Annotated in this window: 20 protein-coding genes and 1 pseudogene; 6 read left to right on the top strand and 15 right to left on the bottom strand. The window is 43.9% G+C overall.

Going from position 1 to position 22380, the window contains the following annotated elements; genetic code table 11:
• Positions 1–112: 112 nt before the first annotated feature.
• From NSS87_RS15825 to NSS87_RS15800, 6 genes are all read right to left on the bottom strand, one after another.
• Positions 113–1099, bottom strand: coding sequence for an alpha/beta hydrolase (locus NSS87_RS15825; protein WP_076283719.1), 987 nt, complete (start codon positions 1097–1099; stop codon positions 113–115).
• Positions 1100–1331: 232 nt separating this feature from the next.
• Positions 1332–4583, bottom strand: a complete 3252-nt coding sequence (locus NSS87_RS15820) for a chitinase N-terminal domain-containing protein (protein WP_339248584.1) — start codon at positions 4581–4583, stop codon at positions 1332–1334.
• A 454-nt stretch (positions 4584–5037) separates the two neighbouring features.
• Positions 5038–5526: a YfbM family protein gene (locus tag NSS87_RS15815; protein ID WP_339241121.1), complete on the bottom strand. Its 489-nt coding sequence runs from the start codon at positions 5524–5526 to the stop codon at positions 5038–5040.
• A gap of 333 nt (positions 5527–5859) precedes the next feature.
• On the bottom strand, positions 5860–7128 hold the full coding sequence (locus NSS87_RS15810; protein WP_042188420.1) for a cytosine deaminase: 1269 nt from the start codon (positions 7126–7128) through the stop codon (positions 5860–5862).
• Entirely contained in the window at positions 7097–8374 is a 1278-nt protein-coding gene (codB, locus tag NSS87_RS15805) for a cytosine permease (RefSeq protein ID WP_339241117.1), read from the bottom strand. The genes NSS87_RS15810 and codB overlap by 32 nt, the downstream gene beginning before the upstream one ends.
• Before the next feature lie 498 nt (positions 8375–8872).
• Entirely contained in the window at positions 8873–10795 is a 1923-nt protein-coding gene (locus NSS87_RS15800; protein WP_339241114.1) for an AraC family transcriptional regulator, read from the bottom strand.
• A 158-nt stretch (positions 10796–10953) separates the two neighbouring features.
• Between NSS87_RS15800 and NSS87_RS15795 the strand changes: the two genes are divergently transcribed.
• Positions 10954–11529, top strand: coding sequence for a dihydrofolate reductase family protein (locus NSS87_RS15795; RefSeq protein WP_339241111.1), 576 nt, complete (start codon positions 10954–10956; stop codon positions 11527–11529).
• Between the two features lie 161 nt (positions 11530–11690).
• Here the strand turns inward: NSS87_RS15795 and NSS87_RS15790 are convergent, their stop codons facing one another.
• From NSS87_RS15790 to NSS87_RS15765, 6 genes are all read right to left on the bottom strand, one after another.
• On the bottom strand, positions 11691–12638 hold the full coding sequence (locus NSS87_RS15790; RefSeq protein WP_339241109.1) for an ABC transporter substrate-binding protein: 948 nt from the start codon (positions 12636–12638) through the stop codon (positions 11691–11693).
• A gap of 28 nt (positions 12639–12666) precedes the next feature.
• Positions 12667–13713: an NAD(P)/FAD-dependent oxidoreductase gene (locus tag NSS87_RS15785; RefSeq protein WP_339241106.1), complete on the bottom strand. Its 1047-nt coding sequence runs from the start codon at positions 13711–13713 to the stop codon at positions 12667–12669.
• 26 nt (positions 13714–13739) lie between these two features.
• Positions 13740–15044, bottom strand: a complete 1305-nt coding sequence (locus tag NSS87_RS15780) for an NtaA/DmoA family FMN-dependent monooxygenase (protein ID WP_339241105.1) — start codon at positions 15042–15044, stop codon at positions 13740–13742.
• Positions 15045–15258: 214 nt separating this feature from the next.
• Positions 15259–16065, bottom strand: a complete 807-nt coding sequence (locus NSS87_RS15775; protein ID WP_339241103.1) for an AraC family transcriptional regulator — start codon at positions 16063–16065, stop codon at positions 15259–15261.
• A gap of 144 nt (positions 16066–16209) precedes the next feature.
• Complete coding sequence (locus NSS87_RS15770; RefSeq protein ID WP_339241100.1) at positions 16210–16494, bottom strand: Fe-S cluster assembly protein HesB; 285 nt, start codon at positions 16492–16494, stop codon at positions 16210–16212.
• A gap of 23 nt (positions 16495–16517) precedes the next feature.
• Positions 16518–16874 carry an iron-sulfur cluster assembly accessory protein gene (locus tag NSS87_RS15765; protein WP_339248582.1) on the bottom strand — a complete coding sequence of 119 codons (357 nt, stop codon included), beginning with the start codon at positions 16872–16874 and terminating at the stop codon, positions 16518–16520.
• 382 nt (positions 16875–17256) lie between these two features.
• Here NSS87_RS15765 and NSS87_RS15760 point away from each other — a divergent pair, with 382 nt between their 5' ends.
• A complete protein-coding gene (locus tag NSS87_RS15760; protein WP_339241098.1) occupies positions 17257–17922 on the top strand; it encodes a metalloregulator ArsR/SmtB family transcription factor in 666 nt (221 codons plus the stop codon).
• A 185-nt stretch (positions 17923–18107) separates the two neighbouring features.
• On the opposite strand, the gene NSS87_RS15755 is transcribed toward NSS87_RS15760, so the two are convergent.
• Positions 18108–18332 carry a hypothetical protein gene (locus tag NSS87_RS15755; RefSeq protein WP_339241096.1) on the bottom strand — a complete coding sequence of 75 codons (225 nt, stop codon included), beginning with the start codon at positions 18330–18332 and terminating at the stop codon, positions 18108–18110.
• Positions 18333–18480: 148 nt separating this feature from the next.
• Here NSS87_RS15755 and NSS87_RS15750 point away from each other — a divergent pair.
• Positions 18481–18757 (top strand): annotated as a pseudogene (locus NSS87_RS15750) (class I SAM-dependent methyltransferase); the annotation flags it as partial.
• A gap of 95 nt (positions 18758–18852) precedes the next feature.
• Here the strand turns inward: NSS87_RS15750 and NSS87_RS15745 are convergent.
• Both NSS87_RS15745 and NSS87_RS15740 read right to left on the bottom strand, forming a co-directional pair.
• Positions 18853–19041, bottom strand: a complete 189-nt coding sequence (locus tag NSS87_RS15745; protein WP_042188410.1) for a hypothetical protein — start codon at positions 19039–19041, stop codon at positions 18853–18855.
• 71 nt (positions 19042–19112) lie between these two features.
• Positions 19113–19382 (bottom strand): hypothetical protein, encoded by a 270-nt coding sequence (locus tag NSS87_RS15740; protein ID WP_052404299.1) that lies wholly within the window; start codon positions 19380–19382, stop codon positions 19113–19115.
• A gap of 239 nt (positions 19383–19621) precedes the next feature.
• On the opposite strand from NSS87_RS15740, the gene NSS87_RS15735 reads away from it, so the two are divergent.
• The 3 genes from NSS87_RS15735 to NSS87_RS15725 all read left to right on the top strand — a co-directional run bounded on the left by NSS87_RS15735 (position 19622) and on the right by NSS87_RS15725 (position 22302).
• The gene (locus NSS87_RS15735; RefSeq protein ID WP_339241091.1) at positions 19622–20815 is read left to right on the top strand and encodes an MFS transporter; all 1194 of its coding nucleotides are present in this window, start codon (positions 19622–19624) and stop codon (positions 20813–20815) included.
• Positions 20816–21274, top strand: a complete 459-nt coding sequence (locus tag NSS87_RS15730; protein ID WP_339241089.1) for a heme-binding protein — start codon at positions 20816–20818, stop codon at positions 21272–21274. It begins immediately after the preceding gene.
• Positions 21275–21567: 293 nt separating this feature from the next.
• Entirely contained in the window at positions 21568–22302 is a 735-nt protein-coding gene (locus NSS87_RS15725) for an IclR family transcriptional regulator (RefSeq protein WP_339241086.1), read from the top strand.
• Positions 22303–22380 lie beyond the last annotated feature (78 nt).

Raw genomic sequence — 22380 nt, 5'->3', positions numbered from 1 at the left:
ATGCATTATGAAGTGCACCCCTTAGAATAGACATCGGATAAACCCCCTGGTTTATCCGATGAAATTCTAGAGGGTGCACTTCAATTTCGGCTCCGCAGTTCAATTATCAACCCTACAATTGGATTTGTTTCATGTAAGCTTTGAATTCCTCAGCGATTTCTTTGTATTTTGTATGATGCAGGTAATGAGAACCTTCCATCGGAATCATTTTTCCCTGTGCGGATTGTTTGACTTGCTCTTCATGAAGCGGAATCCACTGTTTATTGTGCTCATTATTCGATTGAACGAAGAGAAGCAACGGCAAGTCTTTTGGCATTGTGAGTTTTTCTCCATTTTTAAAATTGGAACCGAGGTGGCTCAGTTCATTCATCAACGTTGGATTGGTCGCGACTTGATTCGAAATCAAACGCATCTGTTCTTTGGTATGCTCATCGAATGCAAGCGATTTATACGCATCTCCGCTCACTTTTTGGAACAATCTCATCAGACCTGATTTTTGAAGAAATTGCATGGATTTCAAAGGTAATTTGACATCCATCCCGGGTTGATTGGGAACGCTGCTATCGATGCCGACAAAAGCAAGAACTTCATCCGGATAAGTGTTCACATAGGTCGCTCCGTAAAGTCCCGCGATGGAATGTCCCATTAGAATGTAACTGTCAACACCCAGTTGCTGCAGAGCTTCGTGAACCTCACTTACTATATTCTCCGTCGTTCTTTCCTTCTCGGTTTCATCGCTCAAACCATAACCGAAAGGCTCGACCAACACGACTTTATAATTAGGGGTAATTTCATCGATCAGCAATTTGAAATCAAGTGCAGGTGACGGGGTTCCTTGTCCCGGTAGGAGTACAACGGTTTGTTCTCCGCTGCCTTGTATGAGCACATTCATCTTTTTCCCATCCACATTGACATACTGGCCATAGGATTCGATTTTCTTTTTCTCTACCCCATCGCTGATTGCATCAACGATAAAAACGATGCCCATGAACAGCACGAGCGCCCCTACAATACCTCCGATTATTTTTAACCATAGGTTCCGTTTCTTGTGGCTCTTAGTCCCAGTTGTTTTTATTTCTACCTTATTTGCCACGTTCATCTCTTCCCTTCCTTGTCTCTGTATCTGAAGTGCCGCCTTGACGACATATTCAAAGTGTAATCAACTAAGATGTACTCATCGTGACGACAATATGAACGGAATATGAACAAGTCAAAAAGGAGGCGTTATATCTGAAAGATATAAGCACCTCCTGGAAACATATTTAGATCAACAGCAAATCGGAATGCAACACCTTGGAATACTTCTTACAAGATTTAAAACGCTCATCGTATTATTTGTTGACGGTTACCTTGATGATATCACTTAGGGTCTCTCCCGCTGCATTAACCAGCTCCGCCCGGTATTCATAATTGCCGGAAGCACGACCAGTGACGTCAGTTGTAGCGCTCTGCGCCGAAGGCGTGTTGGCGTTTAGCGCTTGCGTGTCGATCAGTTGCCCGTTCTCATAAAGGCGGTACTCTGTGGCATTAGTGCCCCACCACAGATTCATCGTTACTTTATAAGAGCCATCTCCGTCCCAGTTGTCATGGGCCAGGACCGGCTTGCCCGGTGCGGCATCGCGGATCGTCACCGTGAGCGGCTGGCTCTTGCTTGTGCCGTATTTGTTGGTAAGCTCCACTGTGTATATATAGGTGCCATTCGGCTTACCGTGAAGCGCTGTGCTTGCCGTCTGCGCGGACGGAGATACATCCTTCAGAGACTTGGAATCGATCAGTGTGCCATTCTCATAAAGCTTGTAGCTGGTAGCGTTATTGCCCCACCAGAGGTTCATGGTGACGGTAAAGTTGCCGTCACTGAGTCCATAACCGTAGCCGCTGTTCGAAGACAACACTGGCTGTCCAGGTTTGTCAGTTGCAAGCGCCGCTCCGCCAGTAATTTGGAACGTGTAGCTCTTTTCGGCAGTGTTGCCTGCGGCGTCGGTCACGACGTAGTTTACAGTATGGGACCCGGCACCCAGCTCCGCAGCATTCAGGGTCTGTCCGTCAGCTACGGGCTGTCCATCCAGCAGAAGCTGCTTGGAGGTGACGCCAGACAGATTATCTTCGGCAGCCAATACAAACTTAAGCTGGGCCTCCTCCTCCACATCTCCGACCGCATGACCGGACTCCGTCAGCTCGGCTGTCGGTGAAACCGTGTCGATATTAAGGCTCAGTGTCTTAGTTTCTTCCGCCTTTCCCTTGCCCGAAACCGCATGATAAGACAGCGTATGCCGTCCATCTTTGCTTACGACCAACGGAGTGCTGTATACGGCTTCCGCACCGCCGTTCAGCGAGTAATAAACTTTAGCTGTATCGGAGTCGGCCTTCAGGGTTACTTCGGTGGGCTGGTTCAACCAGCCGGCAGCGTTCGGATTTGCCGACAGGGTTGCCGTCGTTACTGGAGCCCCCACTTCTTCCACAATGCTGAAGTCTCCGAGACTTCTAGGCTTGAGTTGGTATACGTCTTTGAAGATCGCGGCTACGCCCGTAATATCGAGCTTCTGTCCTTCCGCATAAGGGAAGCTGTCTTTCGTGATGCCCGTCCGGGCATCCACCCGGATGTGATTGCTTGTCCCGCCATCGGCGATGGCGTCAAATTCAAAGGAACCGCTTGGAGTGGCTGTGATAATATTCGTCACTTTCACGTCTTTAAGCTTGAGCAGCTGACCTTGATTGGTATCGTTCACAGCCGGCACGTCAACGGACTCGGGCAGCTTCGCAGTGCCGCTCTTCTCGATCTGCACAACTTCGGTCAACTCTAGCTCCGAATTGTACAGCGCCGTGGACGCTGTTACCTTGACCGTGTCGCCGGCATGGAAGCCACTTTGGCTCTGGTAGACATAAAGTCCGCCGGTCTCATCCTGCAGATAAAAGGTTTGCCCGCCGAAAATACCCGGCTCAGTCGTTACGATCCCCTCAACCGTCACCAAGGATCCAACAATCTTGGTCCGGGCTTCGCCGATGGAAACGGTCGCTGGAATCGGATCTTCCTCGTCCGGAAGCGGTTCTGCTGGGACGTTACCGAGCGTTACTGATTCGGTCTTCAGGTTCGTTCCGTTCTGGCGCAGACGCAGATTGGATGCAGCCGTGGTGCCCGGTTTGATCTGTACGGTCAGATCTTTGTAGGCATGGCCGTTCAAGTCTGAAGTCAGGCTAAAGTTGGCGCTGTAAGCATAGCTACTCGGCCAAGTGCCGTCACTGTTCTGGATCTTGGCGATCTGGGCACCGCTACTCACCTGGTAGATACCCAATTGGAAGCCTGATACGCTCGTATTGGCAGGGAGATTATCTGCGCTGACACGAATCTGGAAATCCTGCGCGTTCGGCAGCACCGTTTGGTGCGTGAAATTGTACACCGCACTTGCAGTAGCTGCCGGTCCGCCGTAAGAGCCCGCCTTGTAGCTGGTGCGGTCAAACCATTTGTAGCCGGCATTCGGAGCGGCCCATGGCTCTGGCTGAGGCTCAGTGGAAAGCGCCGGCTCTTCGAACGGCAGCAGCTGCGTCGGCTGATCCAGCGTCAGGCCACTTACCTTGGTGAAATCCGTATAGCTCTCTTGTTCGGCGAGCCAGTTAACCGTGTTCACCAGGAGCTCAGCATCGTCAGCCTCCTTGAAGCCATCGTAAGTCGTTTTTTTGGCACCGGTATCCTCGCGCAAATACTTCGGCGTGGCATCCTCGACTGGGGAGGAGTCGCCGAGAAAGGCGGCTTTGCCGGCGCCTTTTTTCGCCACGGCCACATAAGGACCTTCCGCTACGCCGCCGCCATTGTAGACACCTTGGTCCACCGCGTTGCCCCAAGCATTGTTGGTTTTCGGCAGATAGACGATGCCCTTCGCTCGGGTCGGGTCGAGGATTGCCAGCGTGGAGCCGGCATGCATGGCTACACTTGATACTCCTGATGTAATACCGAAGGCCTGATCGGGAGCCACGATGTTGGTGGCGTTAATGTCACCGAGCGCATTGAAGCGGAACCGGACACCGAACTCTTCCGCCAGCCAGTCGGAGCTGACCACGCCTTGCATTGCCGCGGAACCGGCCTCTTCAGTGCTCATGCCTTTGGCCGGGTTGTCCCAAGCTCCGCGGCGGTAACCGTTGAATGCCTCATTGCCGTCCCAGCGGTTCTTATTGCGGTCCGCATTGTAATGATCGCCGATGAAGAAGATGCTGCCGCCGTTCTCCACGTATTCCGCCATAGCTGCCTGCTCGCTGGATTTATATGGAATGTTAGATTCGGCCACGACGAAGACGTCATAGCTGGAAAGATCGCCTAGCGTAATCGGAGTGGTCTTACGAAGCTCTTTGACGTAATAGCCTTCTTGCGCAAGCGCATTACCAAAATCGGAAAAAGCGCCATCAATAACCCAGTCGGCCGCTCCGGCCGTCTGCGCGTGGGTATTGTCAAACAGAATTTTCTGGCCTGCATGCTCGTTGACCACTTTGGCTTCAATGAATGGGGCGGGGTCGCTTGGCCCCTCAGCGTATATTGCCGAGCCGGCTCCGAATGCGAACAAATGCAGGGGTACGGCAACAGATGCAACCAGCATGCTTTTTAGCAGCTTCTTATTCCAACCTGAACGCTTCTCCTTCATATTCTTCCTCCTTAAGATATAGATCGGTGGATTTTTCCATAATTGTCCACCGCTTTCGTCTAATATGCTATCTCATAAGGATTAGGAAAAACATAGATTTTTGTAAAGTGTTGTAAATTTATACTTTCGGCCTATACAGTGGGTGAAAACAAGGTCGAATCTTGGAAATAAGCTATGAAAAAAGTCTTAGTGATACTGGAGTTTAGGTCCGGAACGTCCTAAGTGATTCTACAAAAATATAACAACTTTCAGCGGCAAGTAAAGTAATAGACTGACCCTAGAATTAAAACAGCGACAGCAAAGGACGAAAAATATAGTCCTAGACTGTCGCTGTTTAATTGAACTAACGTTTCACGTTAGTTTAGCACTATTTGATATATTAGCCCCTGAATGATTCAAATTATTGGAATCAGAAAATATAGAAGATGAGACCTTTGCCCTTCGCTACAGTTTGACTGTAGAAACGCCGGATTTCGTTAAAATGCTGAAGCATGTAAGCAAAGAACTCGTCCTTATCCTCGTCTGAAACAGTATCAGGATCTAGAGGATATACCTCGTTCTTGACCATGGCCGGGAAATTATACCGCAAACGGAGCTGTGCTTCATCCAGCGTAGACATAGCCTGAAGCGCTTCTGCAACTTGCTCGGCACGTAAGGAAAAAGCCCCGTATGAGCCAAAATCGATGGCTCTTTCTGACGTCAGTGGAACAACATAGCCAAGAGGCGCATCTCCATCGGAGATATCTCCACAAAGCAAGTAGTGAATCGCCTCGCAGGATCTATCAATGTCCAGTCCGGGATAATCGTCTATTTTCAAACTCTTCAATGCAATGTCTCCTACTGCGATTTTCTGCACCAGATTGTCATCCATTGCAAAGTAATAACCACGCATTCCCATGTTCTCAACCTTCTTTCCATTTTTAACCCCATAAATTTCCATGCACTGTTATTGTAAACTGCCTGTTAGCTGAGTGAAACATCGTCTATTGAAAAACGGTTATCACAACCAATATATAAAATCCCACTTTTTTCTCTTTTGAATGTACTTATAACAAATTTTACTGTGCTGAAGTACTGATTCATGAACTGTGTCCTACACTAGAAACTAAAAAATCCCCCCATGTATACAGGAAGAGTTCACAATCACGTGATCTCTTATATTCCTGACTATCATGAGGGGATTTTTGGCTAAAAAGCAGGCGCTGCTTGATGCAGCACATACTTCATTCGATTATTTATTGAAAGTAATCTTTTCCGAACCGTTCTCAAGAATAATCGAAGTGTCCCGCGGCTTTGTTTCCGCGATTTTGCGGCCGGCTCTGAACGAATAAAGTACTCCGGCCTGTTTACGAATGGTCTCATACTCATTCTCTGCTTCAAGAACGATGAAGTTGGCAGGTTTACCTACTTCAATGCCATACATATCCTCGATATTCAACGTTCTTGCGCTATTTTTCGTAATAAGATCGATTGAATTTACGATTTGATCGTATCCGAGCAACTGAGAAGCATGAATACCCATGTGCAGCACCTGAAGCATATTGCCTGTGCCAAGCGGATACCATGGATCAAAAATGTCATCGTGACCGAAGCATACATTAAGTCCCGCTTCCAGCAGTTCTTTGACGCGAGTTAACCCTCTTCTTTTCGGATAAGTGTCAAAGCGTCCCTGCAGATGGATGTTAACCAGAGGATTGGAGACGAAATTTAGGTCAGCCATCTTCAGTAATCTAAACAATTTGTACGTATATGCGTCATTGTATGACCCCATCGCCGTCGTGTGGCTTGCTGTCGTACGGGAGCCAAGCCCGCGTTCGTAAGCTTCTTTGGCTACAACTTCCAAGAAACGGGATTGCTCGTCATCGATTTCGTCGCAATGGATATCGATCAGACGGTCGTATTTTTCAGCGAGGTCAAACGCAACCTTCATCGAATCGACGCCATATTCTCTTGTGAATTCGAAGTGTGGAATACCACCCACCACGTCAACACCCATTTTCAGCGACTCTTCTAGTAATTCCACACCGTTCGGGAAGGAGTGAATACCTTCCTGTGGAAAAGCGACAAGCTGGATGTCAATGAACGGTGCCATTTCTTCTTTCACTTCAAGCATCGCTTTTACGGCGGTCAAGCTTGGATCAGTAACGTCTACATGTGTTCGTACATGCTGGATACCCTGCGCGATCTGCCACTTCAATGCAGTTTTGGAACGCGTTTTGACGTCTTCATGCGTCAGGAAGGCCTTGCGTTCTGACCAACGCTGGATGCCTTCAAACAGTGTTCCGCTCAAATTCCATTCCGGCTCACCTGCTGTTAACGTTGTATCCAAGTGAATATGAGGTTCAATGAACGGTGGCAGCACAAGTGAGCCGTTAACATCAATTACTTCCTCATTCGCAGTTAGCTCCATTGACTGCGTGATAAGCTCAAACTTCCCATCTTTCACAACAATATTCCATAAACCTTCTTTACCCCGCAATTTTGCGTTCTGTATAATCATTTTTATTCCCCATTTCTTTGGATTCTTTCTTAGCAACGATCAGCATTATCACGGTGTATACAACCGCTGTTCCAATCAGTGCATTAAGTGGTGTTATTCCTGGAGCCAGCTGGGCGAAGGCCACTCCGATAACCCAAGCTACCATCGCGATCCAGTTTACATTTTTGAAGGTCATGTCGGCAAATGGTTTATAGTTTCTGCGCTTCACAATAAAATAGTCTGCGATGATGATGGCGCCGATGGACGGGATCGCCGCGCCCAGCACATTCAGGAAACCAACGAAATTGTTGTACATCCACATGGCAAATACGGTACCCACGATGCCGTTAACGATAACGAAAAACTTTTTCGAAATTTTAGTGATATTGGCAAAGCCCAGCCCGGAAGCGTAAAGTGCGTTATCGTTAGTTGTCCAGATGTTCAGCCCCAGTACGATGATCGCAGGAATGAGCAATCCTTGCAAGAACATGACCTCCGAGATATCTGCCAAATTATAAGCCATTGCGCCGACTGCACCGAAGAGAAACATAAGTGAGTTCCCTAGAAAGAACGAAATGACCGTTGCAGTAACCGCCTGCCGGGAGGTTCTGGCAAACCGGGCAAAATCGGGCGTCAACGTTCCGCCGCTAATGAATGACCCGATACAAATGGTCAATGCTGCTGCTGCGGTGAGCGACTCTGTTGGTGTGTAATCGAGCAACCCTTGCATACCACCCAGCGTGTTTACTCCTTCGAACACGGAGTAACCACCGAGAATAGCAATGGCCGGAACTGCTATATAACCCAGAATGACGAGCGACTTCATGCCGAAGATGGCTGATGCCGTCATTGCGAGACCAAACACGAAGATCAAAAGGTACACATTCCAGTCCATCGCTCTGGCGACCGGTACCGCGAACATGGCTACACCGACACCGAACCATCCGACCTGTGTGAAGCCAAGCAGGAAAGAAGGAAGGTACGAGCCTTTTTCACCGAACGCATATTTTGCAAGCAAATGCGTGGAAAGACCTGTTTTGGCAGCGATATGTGCCAGTGCTCCGGTATAGATGCCGAGTGCCAGATTACCGGCAAGCACGATTCCAATGAACTCCATGAATGTCAAACTGACCCCTAACGTTCCCCCTGCCAACATGCTTGCGGAAAAGAAAGTGAATGCTAACATGACGGAGAACGTCTTTCCAAAATGATTTCTCTGCGTTTTCGGCACCGCTTGCCACGAAAACTCTTGATCTTGTTTACTCATCAGAATACCCCCAGTATAAAGTGTCCTGATACCAAAAAAGCAGAAACAAAAGAGGCTACTCGTCAGATCAAACTGACAAGTAGCCTCTTTTGTTCATCATAATCCGCGCTAAGACACAGAGCATCCCTTGACGGAATATGCCCTGCTTCTCACGTGATTATAAAAATCCGCTGTCCTTGTCAGCCTCTCTGGACTGAATTAAAGGTACCAGTATTCAATTACATTCTATTATTTTAGAAAAACCTATAGATGTCAATGTCATTAATATCCATTGATATAAATCCTCTTTTGAATGCTGCGCTTGGAATTATTATGTGGATGAGGTCGACCAAGGCACTTGCTCATAGTACAAAGCCTTATGTGGTACCGGACAACCTCACTCTCGGAGTTCCTCCACTTCCTATCAGGAACGGCCTGATCCACAGTCCAAACGGAGCGTTTTTTTTATTTATTCAGGAGGTGAATTCCGTTTCGTGCAGATGTACCGTATCTATTAAATTATTTAGTAGTGCCAAGTAATAAATTCACAATCGTATCCAGCTGAAGCTCTAATGAAAAAGGGTCCTCCATTACGAATTCATCATGATAGTTATCACCATACAAATAAACTTTGCCATTTTTCACTGCAGGGATGCCTTTCCATATGTTACTTTCCATTGCTTTATTTGTTGCATCAGCATCGCCATTATAAACAAAAACATAATCTCCTAAGTATTCTGGGAGCACTTCAAGTGAAATCGATTCAAACCCCTCCGCCATATTTTTTGCACTTTCTGTTGGAGGCAGCTGCAGCATATTGTATATAGTGGAAGAACCATAGTTTCCTCCCTTTGCAGCTAAGACGTATACCGCTTTTTCTGAAAATGAAACAACCGAAACGGTTTCCCCTTTCTTGATAACACCGGTGAGTTTCGACTTTGCTTCAGCTACTTTCTGTTCGTATTGCGCAATCCATTCTTCTGCTTCTTTTTCTTTTCCGAATATCTTGCTTACACCCCTGAATTTATCAAGCGGCCCTGCGGTTGATAACCCCTCCCAATAAGGCAGAAAAACAGTCGTTCCAATCTTCTCATATTGTTCTATGTTCTCATCGATTGAACCGATAATTAAGTCGGGATCTAGCATCGTTAATTTTTCCAGGTTTAAAGGAAAATCCCCCAGATCTTCAATTTTCTCGATCGTTTCTTTCGGAATGTCCGCCTTCTCCATCCAGCCTTCATCCAGCATAAATGTTCTTGCACCGATTGGAACAATTCCTAATATCAATAAATGCCCCATATATTGGTCAGCCGCTACTCTTTTCGGCTCTGCAGGTACTTCCACATCTCCCTTTGGCGTTGATACTATTCGAGTCTTCGAACTTTCTTCTAATGCAGTTTGATTTTCGGTTCCATTCCCAGTACTCTGCTCCTTCGCAACTGTGCCCGTCCCGCTTGAGCAAGCGCCTAATAATAGAGAACCGCAAAGCAGCAAAGCTGCCGTCGTCTGAGATTTTGTCATTTTAAACATATGTAATTCCCCTTTTTCCGTATTGTGATAATGATTATCATTATTAATATACTGTTGAACGATGTGTTCAAAAATAGAGGATGTGGGGAAGTTTGATGGACTTTCAGCAACTTTATGTGCCTGTATCTCTCTTGTTCTAAAATGTGCTGGGGATACACCTTTTCTTTTCTTAAAAATTCGGCTGAAATAATAAACGTCTTTATAACCAACGCTTGCTGCAATTTCCCCGACAGAAGCCTCTGTTGTCATTAAAAGCTCTGTTGCACGTTCAAGCCGAAAACGAATTAAGTAATCAATCGGACTCATACCTGTGTACTCTTTAAACAATGATGACAAATGATAAGCACTGAAATTAAATACTTCCGCAAGAGAATCTAATGTAATTGGCTCCGCATAGTATTCCTGGATATAGGTGATTACTTGAACTGCAACACTTGTTTGTTTCACCTCATTCTCTTTTTTATGTAATTCTTTTAAAACCTGATCAATGAATTGATAAAACAGTGATTTAACATGGAGTCTCTCTTCTTGCCTGTTCCATTTTTGATGCATCATTTGAAATTTGTTATAAAGTAAAATAGGTGCATTAGGGGAAAAACAATATTGTATTTGGAAGGGATCCTCTTCATGAATCCATGCACGGTAGTAAATGATATAGTAAACAAATTTCTTGCTTGTCGGAACAATATTGAGGGTCGCCCCTTTCCCGCTATGGAGGATTTGAAATCCTGTAAAAGAAAATTCGGCCTGATCTAACTGAACTTGAGCGCTCCCATGTACCGAAAGTAAAAATATACTGGCAGGAATCTTATATTTTTGAAGAATTTCGCTTTGAACCATTTCAATTTGGCGTACATCCAATAACTTGACGGTCGCTTGATCCCAAAGAAATATTTGATTGTTTATGTGCATAATGACTACCCCTCCGTTATCTGTCTAATGATCATCATAAATGATAACCATTATCAATAACAGTTGTCTAAAGATAATAAAGGTCTAGACTGAAGAAAACTGCTAAAATGTAGTAATGTATAATGTAAATATCCCTCATGAACAAAGGAGAACTGAAAATGAGAAAACTCGTTCTATTTCTTCACACATCGCTTGACGGTTTTGTAGAAGGGCCGAATGGTGAAATGGACATTGGTTGGGTTTCCTACGATGCTGATTTGGAGAAACATGCGAAAGAAATTCTGAGTACTGCCGACACTGTCCTTTGGGGACGTGGGACTTATCAGATGATGCATAGTTACTGGCCATCTGTGCCTTCGAACCCATCAGCTTCGCAGCATGAACGGAATCATGCCGAGTGGATCGAAAAGACAGCCAAAATCGTTTTTTCCACGACGCTGGAGAAAGTCGAATGGAATAATTCCAGACTCGTGAAAGAAGATGTCGAGAAAGAGATCAATAACCTCAAACAGCAGCCAGGCAAGGATATGGTCATCCTCGGCAGTCCTAGGTTCGCACACCACCTCATGGAGCTTAATTTAATTGATGAGTATAAAATTACGGTTTCTCCCGTTTTGATCGGTAAGGGATTGCCGTTATTCCAAGGTCTCAAGGAGAAGATCAATCTTAAGCTAATCGAAAACAAGACCTTTGATTCTGGAGCCATAGGCCTCGTTTACCAGACGCTAAGATGACCTTGTCACTTAAGGTGATTATGCTAACAGGGAACGTTATTGGAACGACAACAGCTGCAGTCTAATACTTTATTTTCACTAAACAACAGGACAAGATATTTATCTAAATAACAAAAATCCGATTGCGCCCAGCAGCGTCAATCGGATTTTTGTATAATAAATTATTGTTCAGCCCCCAATTGCAGGAAATGATCTGCAGCCAAACGGACAGCCAGGATACTTGCGCTGTTTAGTGAATTATCAAAGATAAGAACATGATTGTTTTTTACTGCTTCCAGTGAGTTCCACGCTTTTGAAGTTTCCTTCTCCTTGATGGCCGCCTTTGCGATATCCTTATCATGCTGGATAATAATATAATCGGGATTCATGCTGTATAGACCCTCCAGAGAAAGCGCCCCACCCTCTTCGGGATATCCATTTGGTGGCAACAACCCAAAGCCCATTGTTTGATTGTAGTACATTGTGTTTTTAGAGCCTTGAGCATTAAAATTGGCTTTTCCATCGACCCGTAGCAAGGCAAAGGTCTTATCTTCAAGACTATTTAACTTTTTTTTCGTATTGGCTATCATTTCTTGTGTTTCCTTAATGGCTTGTTCTGCTAACGTCTCTTTTCCAACAATCTGAGCACACAGCATTGTCGTTTTTTCCCAGGTATCGGTGTAGTCAATTAAGATGACAGGTGCAATCTTATTCAACTCATCATAATTGCTATCAACAGAACCCTTGAAGGTTACAATCACATCAGGCTTTGCATCCATGATCATTTCCAGATTCGCATTGCTATTGCCCAAATCAATAATCTCAGCAGTTCCGGCATAAGGCTGTAAAGTAGCGAAATCTTTCATTGCTTCTGCTGCATTAGTTGATGCGATTGGAGGCGTATCTAGAGCAAAAAAGTAATCTAAATACAAAGGATGAAGAACCGCTATCCGCTCAGGTCGTGTCTTGAGCACCACTCCATTGTCGCTGGCATCTGCAATTGTTCTTGGCCATCCCGCTTCCTCGATCTTGCCGACTTCAGGTGCAGTTGTGACTGAAGTTTCGGAACATCCAGCCAGTAATCCTGCTATTATAATTAAGGATGCAATCCATCCAAATAGTCTATTCATTTGGCTCCCCCTTGAGTTGTTATCATTACTATCTGTATAAATGCTTCATTAAATCACGGTTTTTCTGTATGAACAGGTCATTGTGCGAAGACACCATCCCGGTCGAATTTGCCTCTGGCGTGATGTATTGTTTGGCCTGGTTTACTGCATTGGCAGAATCCTGGAACGCTCCCGCTATCAGGTGCAGCTTACCTTCATGATGCAGAACATCACCTGCCGCATAAATACCCGGCACGGATGTCCCGCTCATTGCTGATCCTGAAATCCGATGTTCCCACAGATCAATTTTAATTTCACTGTTCACCAGTAGTTCCTTGTCGCGTTCATAGCCGTGATTAATGATGACCTCATCAACGGACAGCTCAAATGCTTCTCCGTTGTCATTGCTTTTTAGCAGTACTGTCCCTATTCTTTCGTGATCCGGTGTGGCAATCAATTTTTCGATTGAAGTATTTAATAAGCACACTACGCCATTGTTCGCCAAGCGTGAAATATCTGCTTCATGCCCCTTTAAGTTCTCTTTCCGGTACGTTAAATACACCTTTTTGGCAATCGGGGCCAGTTCGTTCGCCCAGTCAACAGCAGAATGTCCGCCACCCGATATTAGAATAGACTTCTCTTTGAAGCGGGCAAGTGACTTCACCGTATAATGCAAATTTGTGATTTCAAATCTTTCGGCACCCTCGATTTCAAGCTTGATCGGCTTCAGAATGCCTCCTCCAATGGCCAATATTACAGTTCTAGTGAAATGCTTCCGGTTTGCGGCCGTGTGCAATATAAAGTAACCTGCTTCATCTTTCGAGATGGATGTGACCTTTTCATTAAAAGCAACATCCGGCTGGAACGTCATCCCTTGCGCAACCATTTGTTCAATAAGCTGCGAGCCAAGAATAGGTTGTAAGCCTCCCACATCCCATATCATCTTTTCCGGATAGACATGCACCTTACCGCCAAGTACAGGCTGAAATTCAATGATTTTGGTCTTCATTTCGCGGAGTCCACTATAAAATGCAGCAAATAATCCGGCCGGACCGCCGCCAATAATCGTAACATCAAACATTTCCTCTTCATGCATCGTTCAATCGCCTCAACTCTCTTTTTTTATATCCCTAGATGCTCACGAAAAGTGCACCCCGTATATTCACTTCGAAACAAGCCTCTCTCAACCAGCTTCGGTACCAGCTTCTCAAAAAACAGTTCTATAGATTGTTCTGAACCGCCCGGCAAGGCGATGAAGCCATCCATAGCCCCCGCTTCAAACCGCTCAATAATATCGTTCAGTACATCCTCGACTGTCCCGACAGATACCCAATGAGCAGATCCGACAACCTCCGGCCTGTCCAGGATCTCTTTCACTGTAGGCTGGTTTTTGATAATATACCGCCGCAATAGTTCGGCATGTGTCCGACTGCGGACGGCCTGATTTGGATCGGGTAACATATCGGCAGTTACGCGCCTATCTATGGAATAACCGGTTAAATCAAGACCTAACACCGATTTAAGCGAAGCATGTCTGCGCTCAAGACTTAAATTCGCATGTGCGGTCTTATGTAATTCAAGCGCTTCTTCACGCGTATCAGCCAGGAAAAAATATAAGCCCGGCAAAACTCTGATGGCATCCGGATCACGTCCCTGCTCTGCCGCTCTTTTTCTCAGATCATTTCTTAGCTCCACTCCTGATTCGATATCCGGCAATGCTGCAAAAATAGCATCTGCAATGGAAGAAGCGAAATTCCGTCCAATATCCGAAGCGCCGGCTTGAAATAGCGGAGGCGTTCCTGACCTGTGAGCAGGCAAAGTAAGCGGTCCTTTTACACTGAAAAATTCACCGGAATGATTTATAGCAGTTACTTTATCCTTATCCGAGAACATACCCGACTGACGGTCGATAACAATCGCTTCATTCGGAAAACTCTCCCACAGCTTGCATACAACATCCGTGAACTCTTTTGCCTTGGCATATCTCTCTTCCGGTGAAGGCATAGGTGAATCGCTGAAATTATCGGCGCCTTCAATAGATGTGACAATATTCCAGCCAGCACGTCCATTGCTCAGCCAGTGTAAAGACTGAAGCTGTCTTGCTACAACATAAGGCGGATTAAAAGTGGTAGAAATCGTCGTCACTAGTCCGATCCGTTCGGTTTCACGGGCTATCGCTGCAAAAAACAATGCAGGGTCCGGGCTGCCGAAATTAGAGGAATCCCCTAACATCTGCGGGCTAACATACAGATAATCAGCCCTGAATAGAAAATCGAGCTTAGAATTCTCCGCCATTTTTGCCAAATCAATATAATATTCGATAGACCCCATCTTTTCGACTCCGCTATCCGGGTGCCGCCAGCCGTCTCCTTTCATCCAGGTTGCATTTAAGGACAACCCAATACATAATTGTCTGTTTCCTGTCATATCTACCAGCCTTTCATTTATAATCAATTTACTGATAATGATTCTCAGTTACAAGGGTGAGTTTATCAAAAATTTAAATGAATTCAAATGTACAAATCTTAAATTCTACATGCATCATTATTTAATCTAAATAAAAAAGTCTGCACTTCTGGTTCATCACCAGTAGCTGCAGACTTAATTCAAGTATAAGAAACTCAATATGTACATAATCTAATTATCTATAGGTAGAGGGAGAAACACCGAATTTCTTTTTAAATAATCGGCTGAAATACAGCGGATTATCATAACCGACACGGTCTGCAATCTCGTGGATAGGAAAATTGCCTGCTTTGAGTAAGTCACAAGCTCGTTCCATACGATAATTAACGACATAGTCGATTGGGCGCAGCCCCGTGTATTTGTGAAAGAAGTATGAGAAGCGGTTCGTACTCATTGCATGCCGTTCCGCTAACTCACCGAGTGTAAGTGAATTCATATAATGGAGTTTAATGTATGTAAGAGCTTCGTCTACCATCCTTTGATTCGGTGAACTGTCGTTCTCTCTGTAACTGCAAGCAATCAGAACCTGATGCATTAGGCTTAAGAACAGCTCTTTGATACGCAGCTTTCCAATCTCTCCGGATGGATGAGTATTCTGATGAAGCATGATTAGTAATTCAATAATTTTTAGATTGGCTCCTGGCTCCAGCTTGAAATGAGAGTCAAATTCGGTAGTACAATTCATTTCTTCTGGCATATCCAATTTATAAAAAAGGGAGTAATACTCAAGCTCTGATTGTCCTATAACCTGCGAATCCATTTGCATACCTGGAGCCGCATGAAAAACTGACCCTGGCCGTAATTCATATACGGTTCCATTCACACGTATTCTGGCTCCCCCGCGAATGATAAACAGAAATCCATGCTTAACGGTGGTAAATTCACTTAATAAACTTTTGGGCTGGATGACTAATCTGCTTCTATCTTCTATATCATAGACACCTTTAGTAAATGCCTTTGCTAATTTGTCCAAATTTATCAATGTTCTGCACCTGCTTCCTAGCACCATGCTTCTTTTAAAATCAGATCGAATTCTGATATTTATTAAAAATAGTATAGACAATAGTGTGCAAAATTGCTAGAAGTGTAGTAGATATTCTACTGTACATTGCACCCAAGAAGATGCTCAGGAGATTTTGGTTGAAAATATGCCGTCTTCATTACAATCAATTTGAAGAAGTTCATCCTGTAAAATCCAAACATCAGTGTTTTCAACAAAGAAATGAAATCCACCAATGGATTGAACCCATGCTGGATCGATCGGTGTAGCACTTGCATTAATTCCAACAGTGAAAGCATCTGAGCCTCCACCGGCATATTTTGCATAAATTCTTACATATTGACCCTCTTCCAAATTCCATTCATTCTTAAATGAATCCAATGCTTTTTCGGAAACTGCAAATGATATCATTCCTCTTCTCTCCTTTCTGCTGTTTAATCACATTTTTTTATTTCGCCACGATAATTGGCCATTCTGAAACTGGCTCCGCATCCACATGAAGCTTTTGCATTAGGGTTATTCATAGTGAATCCGCCTACCATTCCACTCTCTTCATAGTCAATTTCAAGCCCGTCAATATATGGAATACTATTCGGGTGAACCAATATACTAAAATCCTTTTTATTTAATACAATGTCCTCTTCTGCCTGCTGTTCATCTACGATTAGGGTGTAGGATAATCCACTGCATCCCCCTTCATCAACACCCACTCTAAGGAATGGATTTCGGATATTTGCACTTAATAAGATTTCGGTGATTTTTTCTGATGCCTTATCACTGACCTCGATGATCATTGTGAACTCCTCCTTCGGTTATTTGTTTTTCAAACCTAAAGATTGGATACCGGTTCCTATCTTGGTATACGTATCGTCTGATGTTGCGGTAGCGATCAGCCCAACGATAAACAAAAGAAGTGCGATAGTGTACGGTACTGCAGGTCCTCATCTATCTATGATTCGACCGACGACCAGAGTCCCGATAATCTACACAAGCAGATACGTACTTAATATCCAGCCATACATGCTAAGGCCGTATGTATACATCGTATCCGGACACTTAGTAAACATTTTTGTTTATAATGTCTAAGCTACAGTTCAGCTTTGACTTTGTCAACATTTTTGTTTAAAATGTAGTCTGTGATGTAGATTTAGTTGCTTCAAAAGGAGGTGCACCTTGAGCCGAAATCAAACCAAAAAGGATGTCTCAACCAAAACCCGAAGAGCGATCATTGATCTGTTAAAGCAGCAAGGGGGAATGGATGTTATGGCACTCTCCTCCCAGTTTTCGCTATCTGGAATGGCTATTCGTCAACATTTGAATGCGCTGAAAGAAGAAGGGTTGGTAACTAACAAAGAAGAGTCCCGTCCCATGGGTCGACCGACCAAGCTATGGATCTTAACTCCCGCGGCTGATCGGTTTTTTCCAAGCGGATATTCGGATTTATCCATCAGTTTGATCAATTCCATGAAAGAAGCTTTCGGAAATGAGGGGCTGGACAAGCTGCTGGCTGTTCGAAATAAGAATATGCAAGAACAATATCTTCAGCATCTTGGTGATACAACAGACGTTAGAGAGAAACTGGAGAAGCTGGCCGAGATTCGAACAAATGAAGGTTATATGGCCGAGGTTAAGGAGCAGGAAGATGGCAGTCTCTTATTCATTGAGAAACATTGCCCGATCTGTGAAGCTGCTGCTGTGTGTACCGGGTTATGCAAGAATGAGTTGCATCTATTTAAAACTGTTCTAGGAAATAATGTTCATATTGAACGAGGGGAGTACATTTTAGCGGGAGGAAGAAACTGTGTATATACGGTTAGGCAAAATAAGCTGCCGTTTTAGCGACTTTTAAAGGGACTATGTTCTTGTCCCTCGATCTTAAAACTGGCGGTGCGACGGATGAAAGAACCAGCCGCCTATGAGATTTATGGGAAGTAGCTCATTTTTCAGATTATCGAATACACTAGTCCATTCACAATACCTTGAAAATCTACAAGCTCACACCCTATCTCCCCCCATACACATAGTTAGTAAGAACAGCCCTTCTGCCACCATCGCACTATTACATACAACGGTAACTTCTCACGCTTCTTAAAGAGTAAAAAGAAGATGCCTAATTCAGCTACATAAATAGAATTGTTTAAGGAATTCACACCTATCTCCGTTGGAAAAGGAGAACCGCCGGCGGGAATAATGGTAGTCACCACAGTGTTGGTCGCTCCGTCGATAACGGATACGTTGTCGCTGTTCAAATTAGCAACATAAATACGATTGGTTAACGGGTTTATGGCTACCCCGGAGGATTCACGCCTACAGGGATGACTACTATCACCGCACCTGTTACTCCGTTGACATCATTGCTATTGAAATTGGAAACATAAATGCGTTTAACGGAGCCTGTGTGTCTATACAGAAAATGAAAATCTAGTTTTTAAAAATTGTTATTTCGATGAATCTTGGTATTCAGTATCTCTTGACGAAAGTACGCTAACATAATCGGATCCGATAGTAAATTATCAGCCTATGTGAATGCACTCACTAAAGTGGGATTTGTCATTGAGCAAATGATTGAGCAATCTGATGATAACTTATGTAGTCGCGGGACGATAAAAGCGATTTTTCAAAAAAAGCAAAAATGCTTCCTGTAACTTCTGAAATTAAAGCAAGAAAACTCTAGCATCCGATACCTATTGAAACAACACCTTACAACGTAATAATTATTAAATAAGCCGATCCAGAAAAGGTTCGGCTTATTTAATAGCTTTTTTAACGTCAATCTTGTCTGTTCTCAACAGATTTCATGCGGTTTTGATCGTCAGGCACTCGGTCATTACTGAATTCCTGTCCTGCTTCTACTTCACCATGACCGGAAGCACTTCGGGCAAAATTTGTGAACTGCCTTTTCTGCTCATCTAGCTTGTGTTTACTCTTAAGAAGCTCCTGCGGATCCTGATTTGTCATAATGCTATCCTCCCAAAATGGAATCATGCAGTTTATTCGCACTACAGAAGTTTTCCATAATAGAGCGGTGCTTATGCAAGAATTTCAATAACTTTATTCAAAACAAGGTATTCTAAAACAACGATCCCAACGCAAAGAATAATAAAAAACTGAAGTCTTGCCGTATTCATTCTATCCTTCCAATACTCTCCTCGGAATAATGAAACGATGTTAGGTGTAAAAGTATGTCTAATCGTTTCGTTATAATCATCATTATCCACAAAGAACACGCGAAACAATACTTTATATACTGGAATATTTAAGAACAGTAGAAAAATGATCATCACAAGATCGAGACTCAATTTACTCGCCTCCCAAGATTCACTTATCCTAATTTTACCACATAAATAACTCTAGACATTGGAGGTCGATGACAATTTTATAATCGCTTCGTTCAATAAAAAAGACCACCATTCGATACTCTAATTGGTAATATCATTGTATCCACCGAGAGAAAGTTTCTTTTATAGAAACTTTCTCTCTTTATTTGAGCTTATTCAAGTTCTCTCTTAATATTGACCTACATAAAGGAGGTGAAAGTATGAATTCAAAAATCCTAATAGCACTAATGTCACTTGCACTAAGTGCTTTTGCCATTGGAACAACAGAATTTGTTATTGTTGGTATTCTGCAAGAGGTAGCTTCAGATCTTGGCATATCGGTTACGCAAGCTGGGACTCTGGTGTCTGGGTATGCAATTGCACTTGCTATTGGAACCCCGATTATCGTTGTTATTACAGGTAAATTTCCTAAAAAAGGATATCTACTGTTCCTCATGATCGTATTCACTGCAGGGAACGCTCTGGCAGCATTAGCTTCTACCTATTCCATTTTGCTCTTAGCAAGGATAATTACAGCTGTTGCACATGGTGTGTTTTTCGCTGTTGCAGCTACAGTGGCCGCAGATATGGTCCCTACTAACAAAAAAGGCACCGCCATCTCCATCATGTTCACCGGGTTAACCGTCGCTACCATACTAGGTGTTCCCCTTGGGACATATATCGGTCAGGAATTTGGATGGCGGATGTCATTTGCGGTGGTTGCTGTATTAGGACTAATAGCTTTGTTTGTCACTATTATTGCCGTGGAAAAAATTCCGCGTTCAATTCACTCACCGAGCCTTAGAGATGTTGGTAGTCTGATTGCCAACCCACGTATCATCGCTGCACTGCTAATGACAGTACTGGGTTTCGGCGGAACCTTCGCCTTATTTACGTATATCTCTCCTATCCTTAAAGAGATTAGCGGATATTCAGCCTCGTCTATTTCATGGCTGCTGTTGGTTTACGGAGTTGCTGTGGCAATTGGGAATATTATTGGGGGGAAATTAGCAAATGGACATCCTGTAAAGTCGCTCCGATTTGTATTCCTGTTTCAGGGCATTGCTCTGCTGTTGCAAATATGGCTGCTACCCAACAAGACGTTCACCATTTTATCCCTTATATTAATGGGCTTCTTCGCTTTTATGATGTCTTCCGGCGTACAGGCTTACATTCTAATGCTTGCAGAAAAGCTGGTACCTTCTGCTAAGGATGTCGCTTCTGCATTAAACATCTCTGCATTTAATATTGGGATAGCTGCTGGTTCTACATTAGGTGGGCTTGCAGTAGACCATTTGTATATTATGGATACGGCTTGGATCGGTTCAATTATGGCTGGATTGGCTTTTTTACTCGCAGCTATAAACTACAAAATGGATAAGAAACAGAATCTTTATGTTGAGGAGAGAGGATAAATGGATTTAAAAGCATTAGACCTATTAGAGAAGGAATTGGAATTCACAAGTTTTAGCCATCAAGATGCACTCGCTATTGGCAACCGGATTGTGCAGAGTGCCCAAGATAACAAAGTAGCGGTGGCCGTGCATATTGAACGTAACCGAGTTCCCGTGTTTACGCATCTAATGGATGGTACTTCGGAAGAAAACTACGAATGGTTATTTCGCAAAAAACGGATCGTTGATCATTATAACCGAAGTTCTGCCTACATTGAGCAACGCTTTATCCAAAGTGGTGCTTCTCATGCAGAACACTCCCTGCTTTCCACGTCAGAGTATCAAGCAGTGGGTGGTTCTATTCCCATTCGTGTCAAAGGTGTTGGCGTTGTCGGGTCCGTAACAGTCGGGGGGTTGACCGGCGAGTTAGATCATGCTTATGCAGTTGAGGGCATTCACCTGTTTTTAAAAGGCGAATAAGTGTCATGGTTATGGTCATGACCATAACCATAACTACTTTAATATAAATGAGAGGGTTAGGCGCAAAGCTCAATCCCTCTCATTTTCATTCATAATAGTTCCAATAGCCACTTTCGATGTAATCTTTATGTTTCCCAAATAAACCCTTTGTAGAACAGACAAATTCATTATAATGCGTTGAGGTTCTCTGGCGAAAGACCTAACCAGTATAATGTTACTTTATATAAGCTAAAATGGAATTGAATGTTTTTATTTGTATACCAATAATTCAATTATAGTTTTGAGGTGAATCAATGGATCAATATGAGGTTGCAACCCTAAAAAAAGGTCTACTCATTCTAGACGCTCTGCAGCAAGGTGAACCCATGAGATTGACTGAGATTATGCACCGGTTTAACCTTAATAAGTCAACAACTTTTCGTCTGCTTTATACGCTGGAATTGACAGGTTTTATTCAAAAAGAAGGTCACACGTACAAAGCTTCTGAATTAAAGGGGCACCATTCATCATCTGCTAACACTCGACTTAATTGGTTAGTTGTTCCATCCCTGCATCAATTAGCGAATGAACTTGGCGAAACCGCATATATTGGGATTTTAGATGGTATGAAAGTCATGACAGTACAAGTGGTGGAGAGCAATCATGCCATCCGTAGCCATACACACGTAGGTGATTCTGCTTATGCCCATCTCAGTGCCTTTGGAAAAGTAATCCTGGCGCATCTAAGTGATGAACAACTAAAAGAAATGCTTACACATCTTACCCAGTACAAAGCAACAAAGCAAACTTTTGACGACAACCATTTATTAAAAGAGCATCTTAATGTAATCCGTCAACAAGGATACGCCATTGATGATGAAGAAACAGAAGTGGGTTTACGCTGCGTTGCTGCACCTATATTTTATAATGGTAAAGTGATCGCTGCATTGGCTATATCCGGCCCTGCTGCACGATTGAACCGAAAGAGAGACCGTGCGGTAAGTAAAATATTGAAGGAATGCAGTGCACAGATTTCCAGTCAACTTTGACACGCTCAACTATTCAAATTTCAATAATTCACACCAATAACACCATCTGACGCGAAAAAAAGGCGTATCCCAAACTGG

Origin of the sequence: Paenibacillus sp. FSL F4-0243, assembly GCF_037963295.1 — a bacterium.
Taxonomy (GTDB): domain Bacteria; phylum Bacillota; class Bacilli; order Paenibacillales; family Paenibacillaceae; genus Paenibacillus_AQ.
Note: the sequence above shows the minus strand (reverse complement) of the source record. Positions and strands in the feature narration are given on the sequence as shown.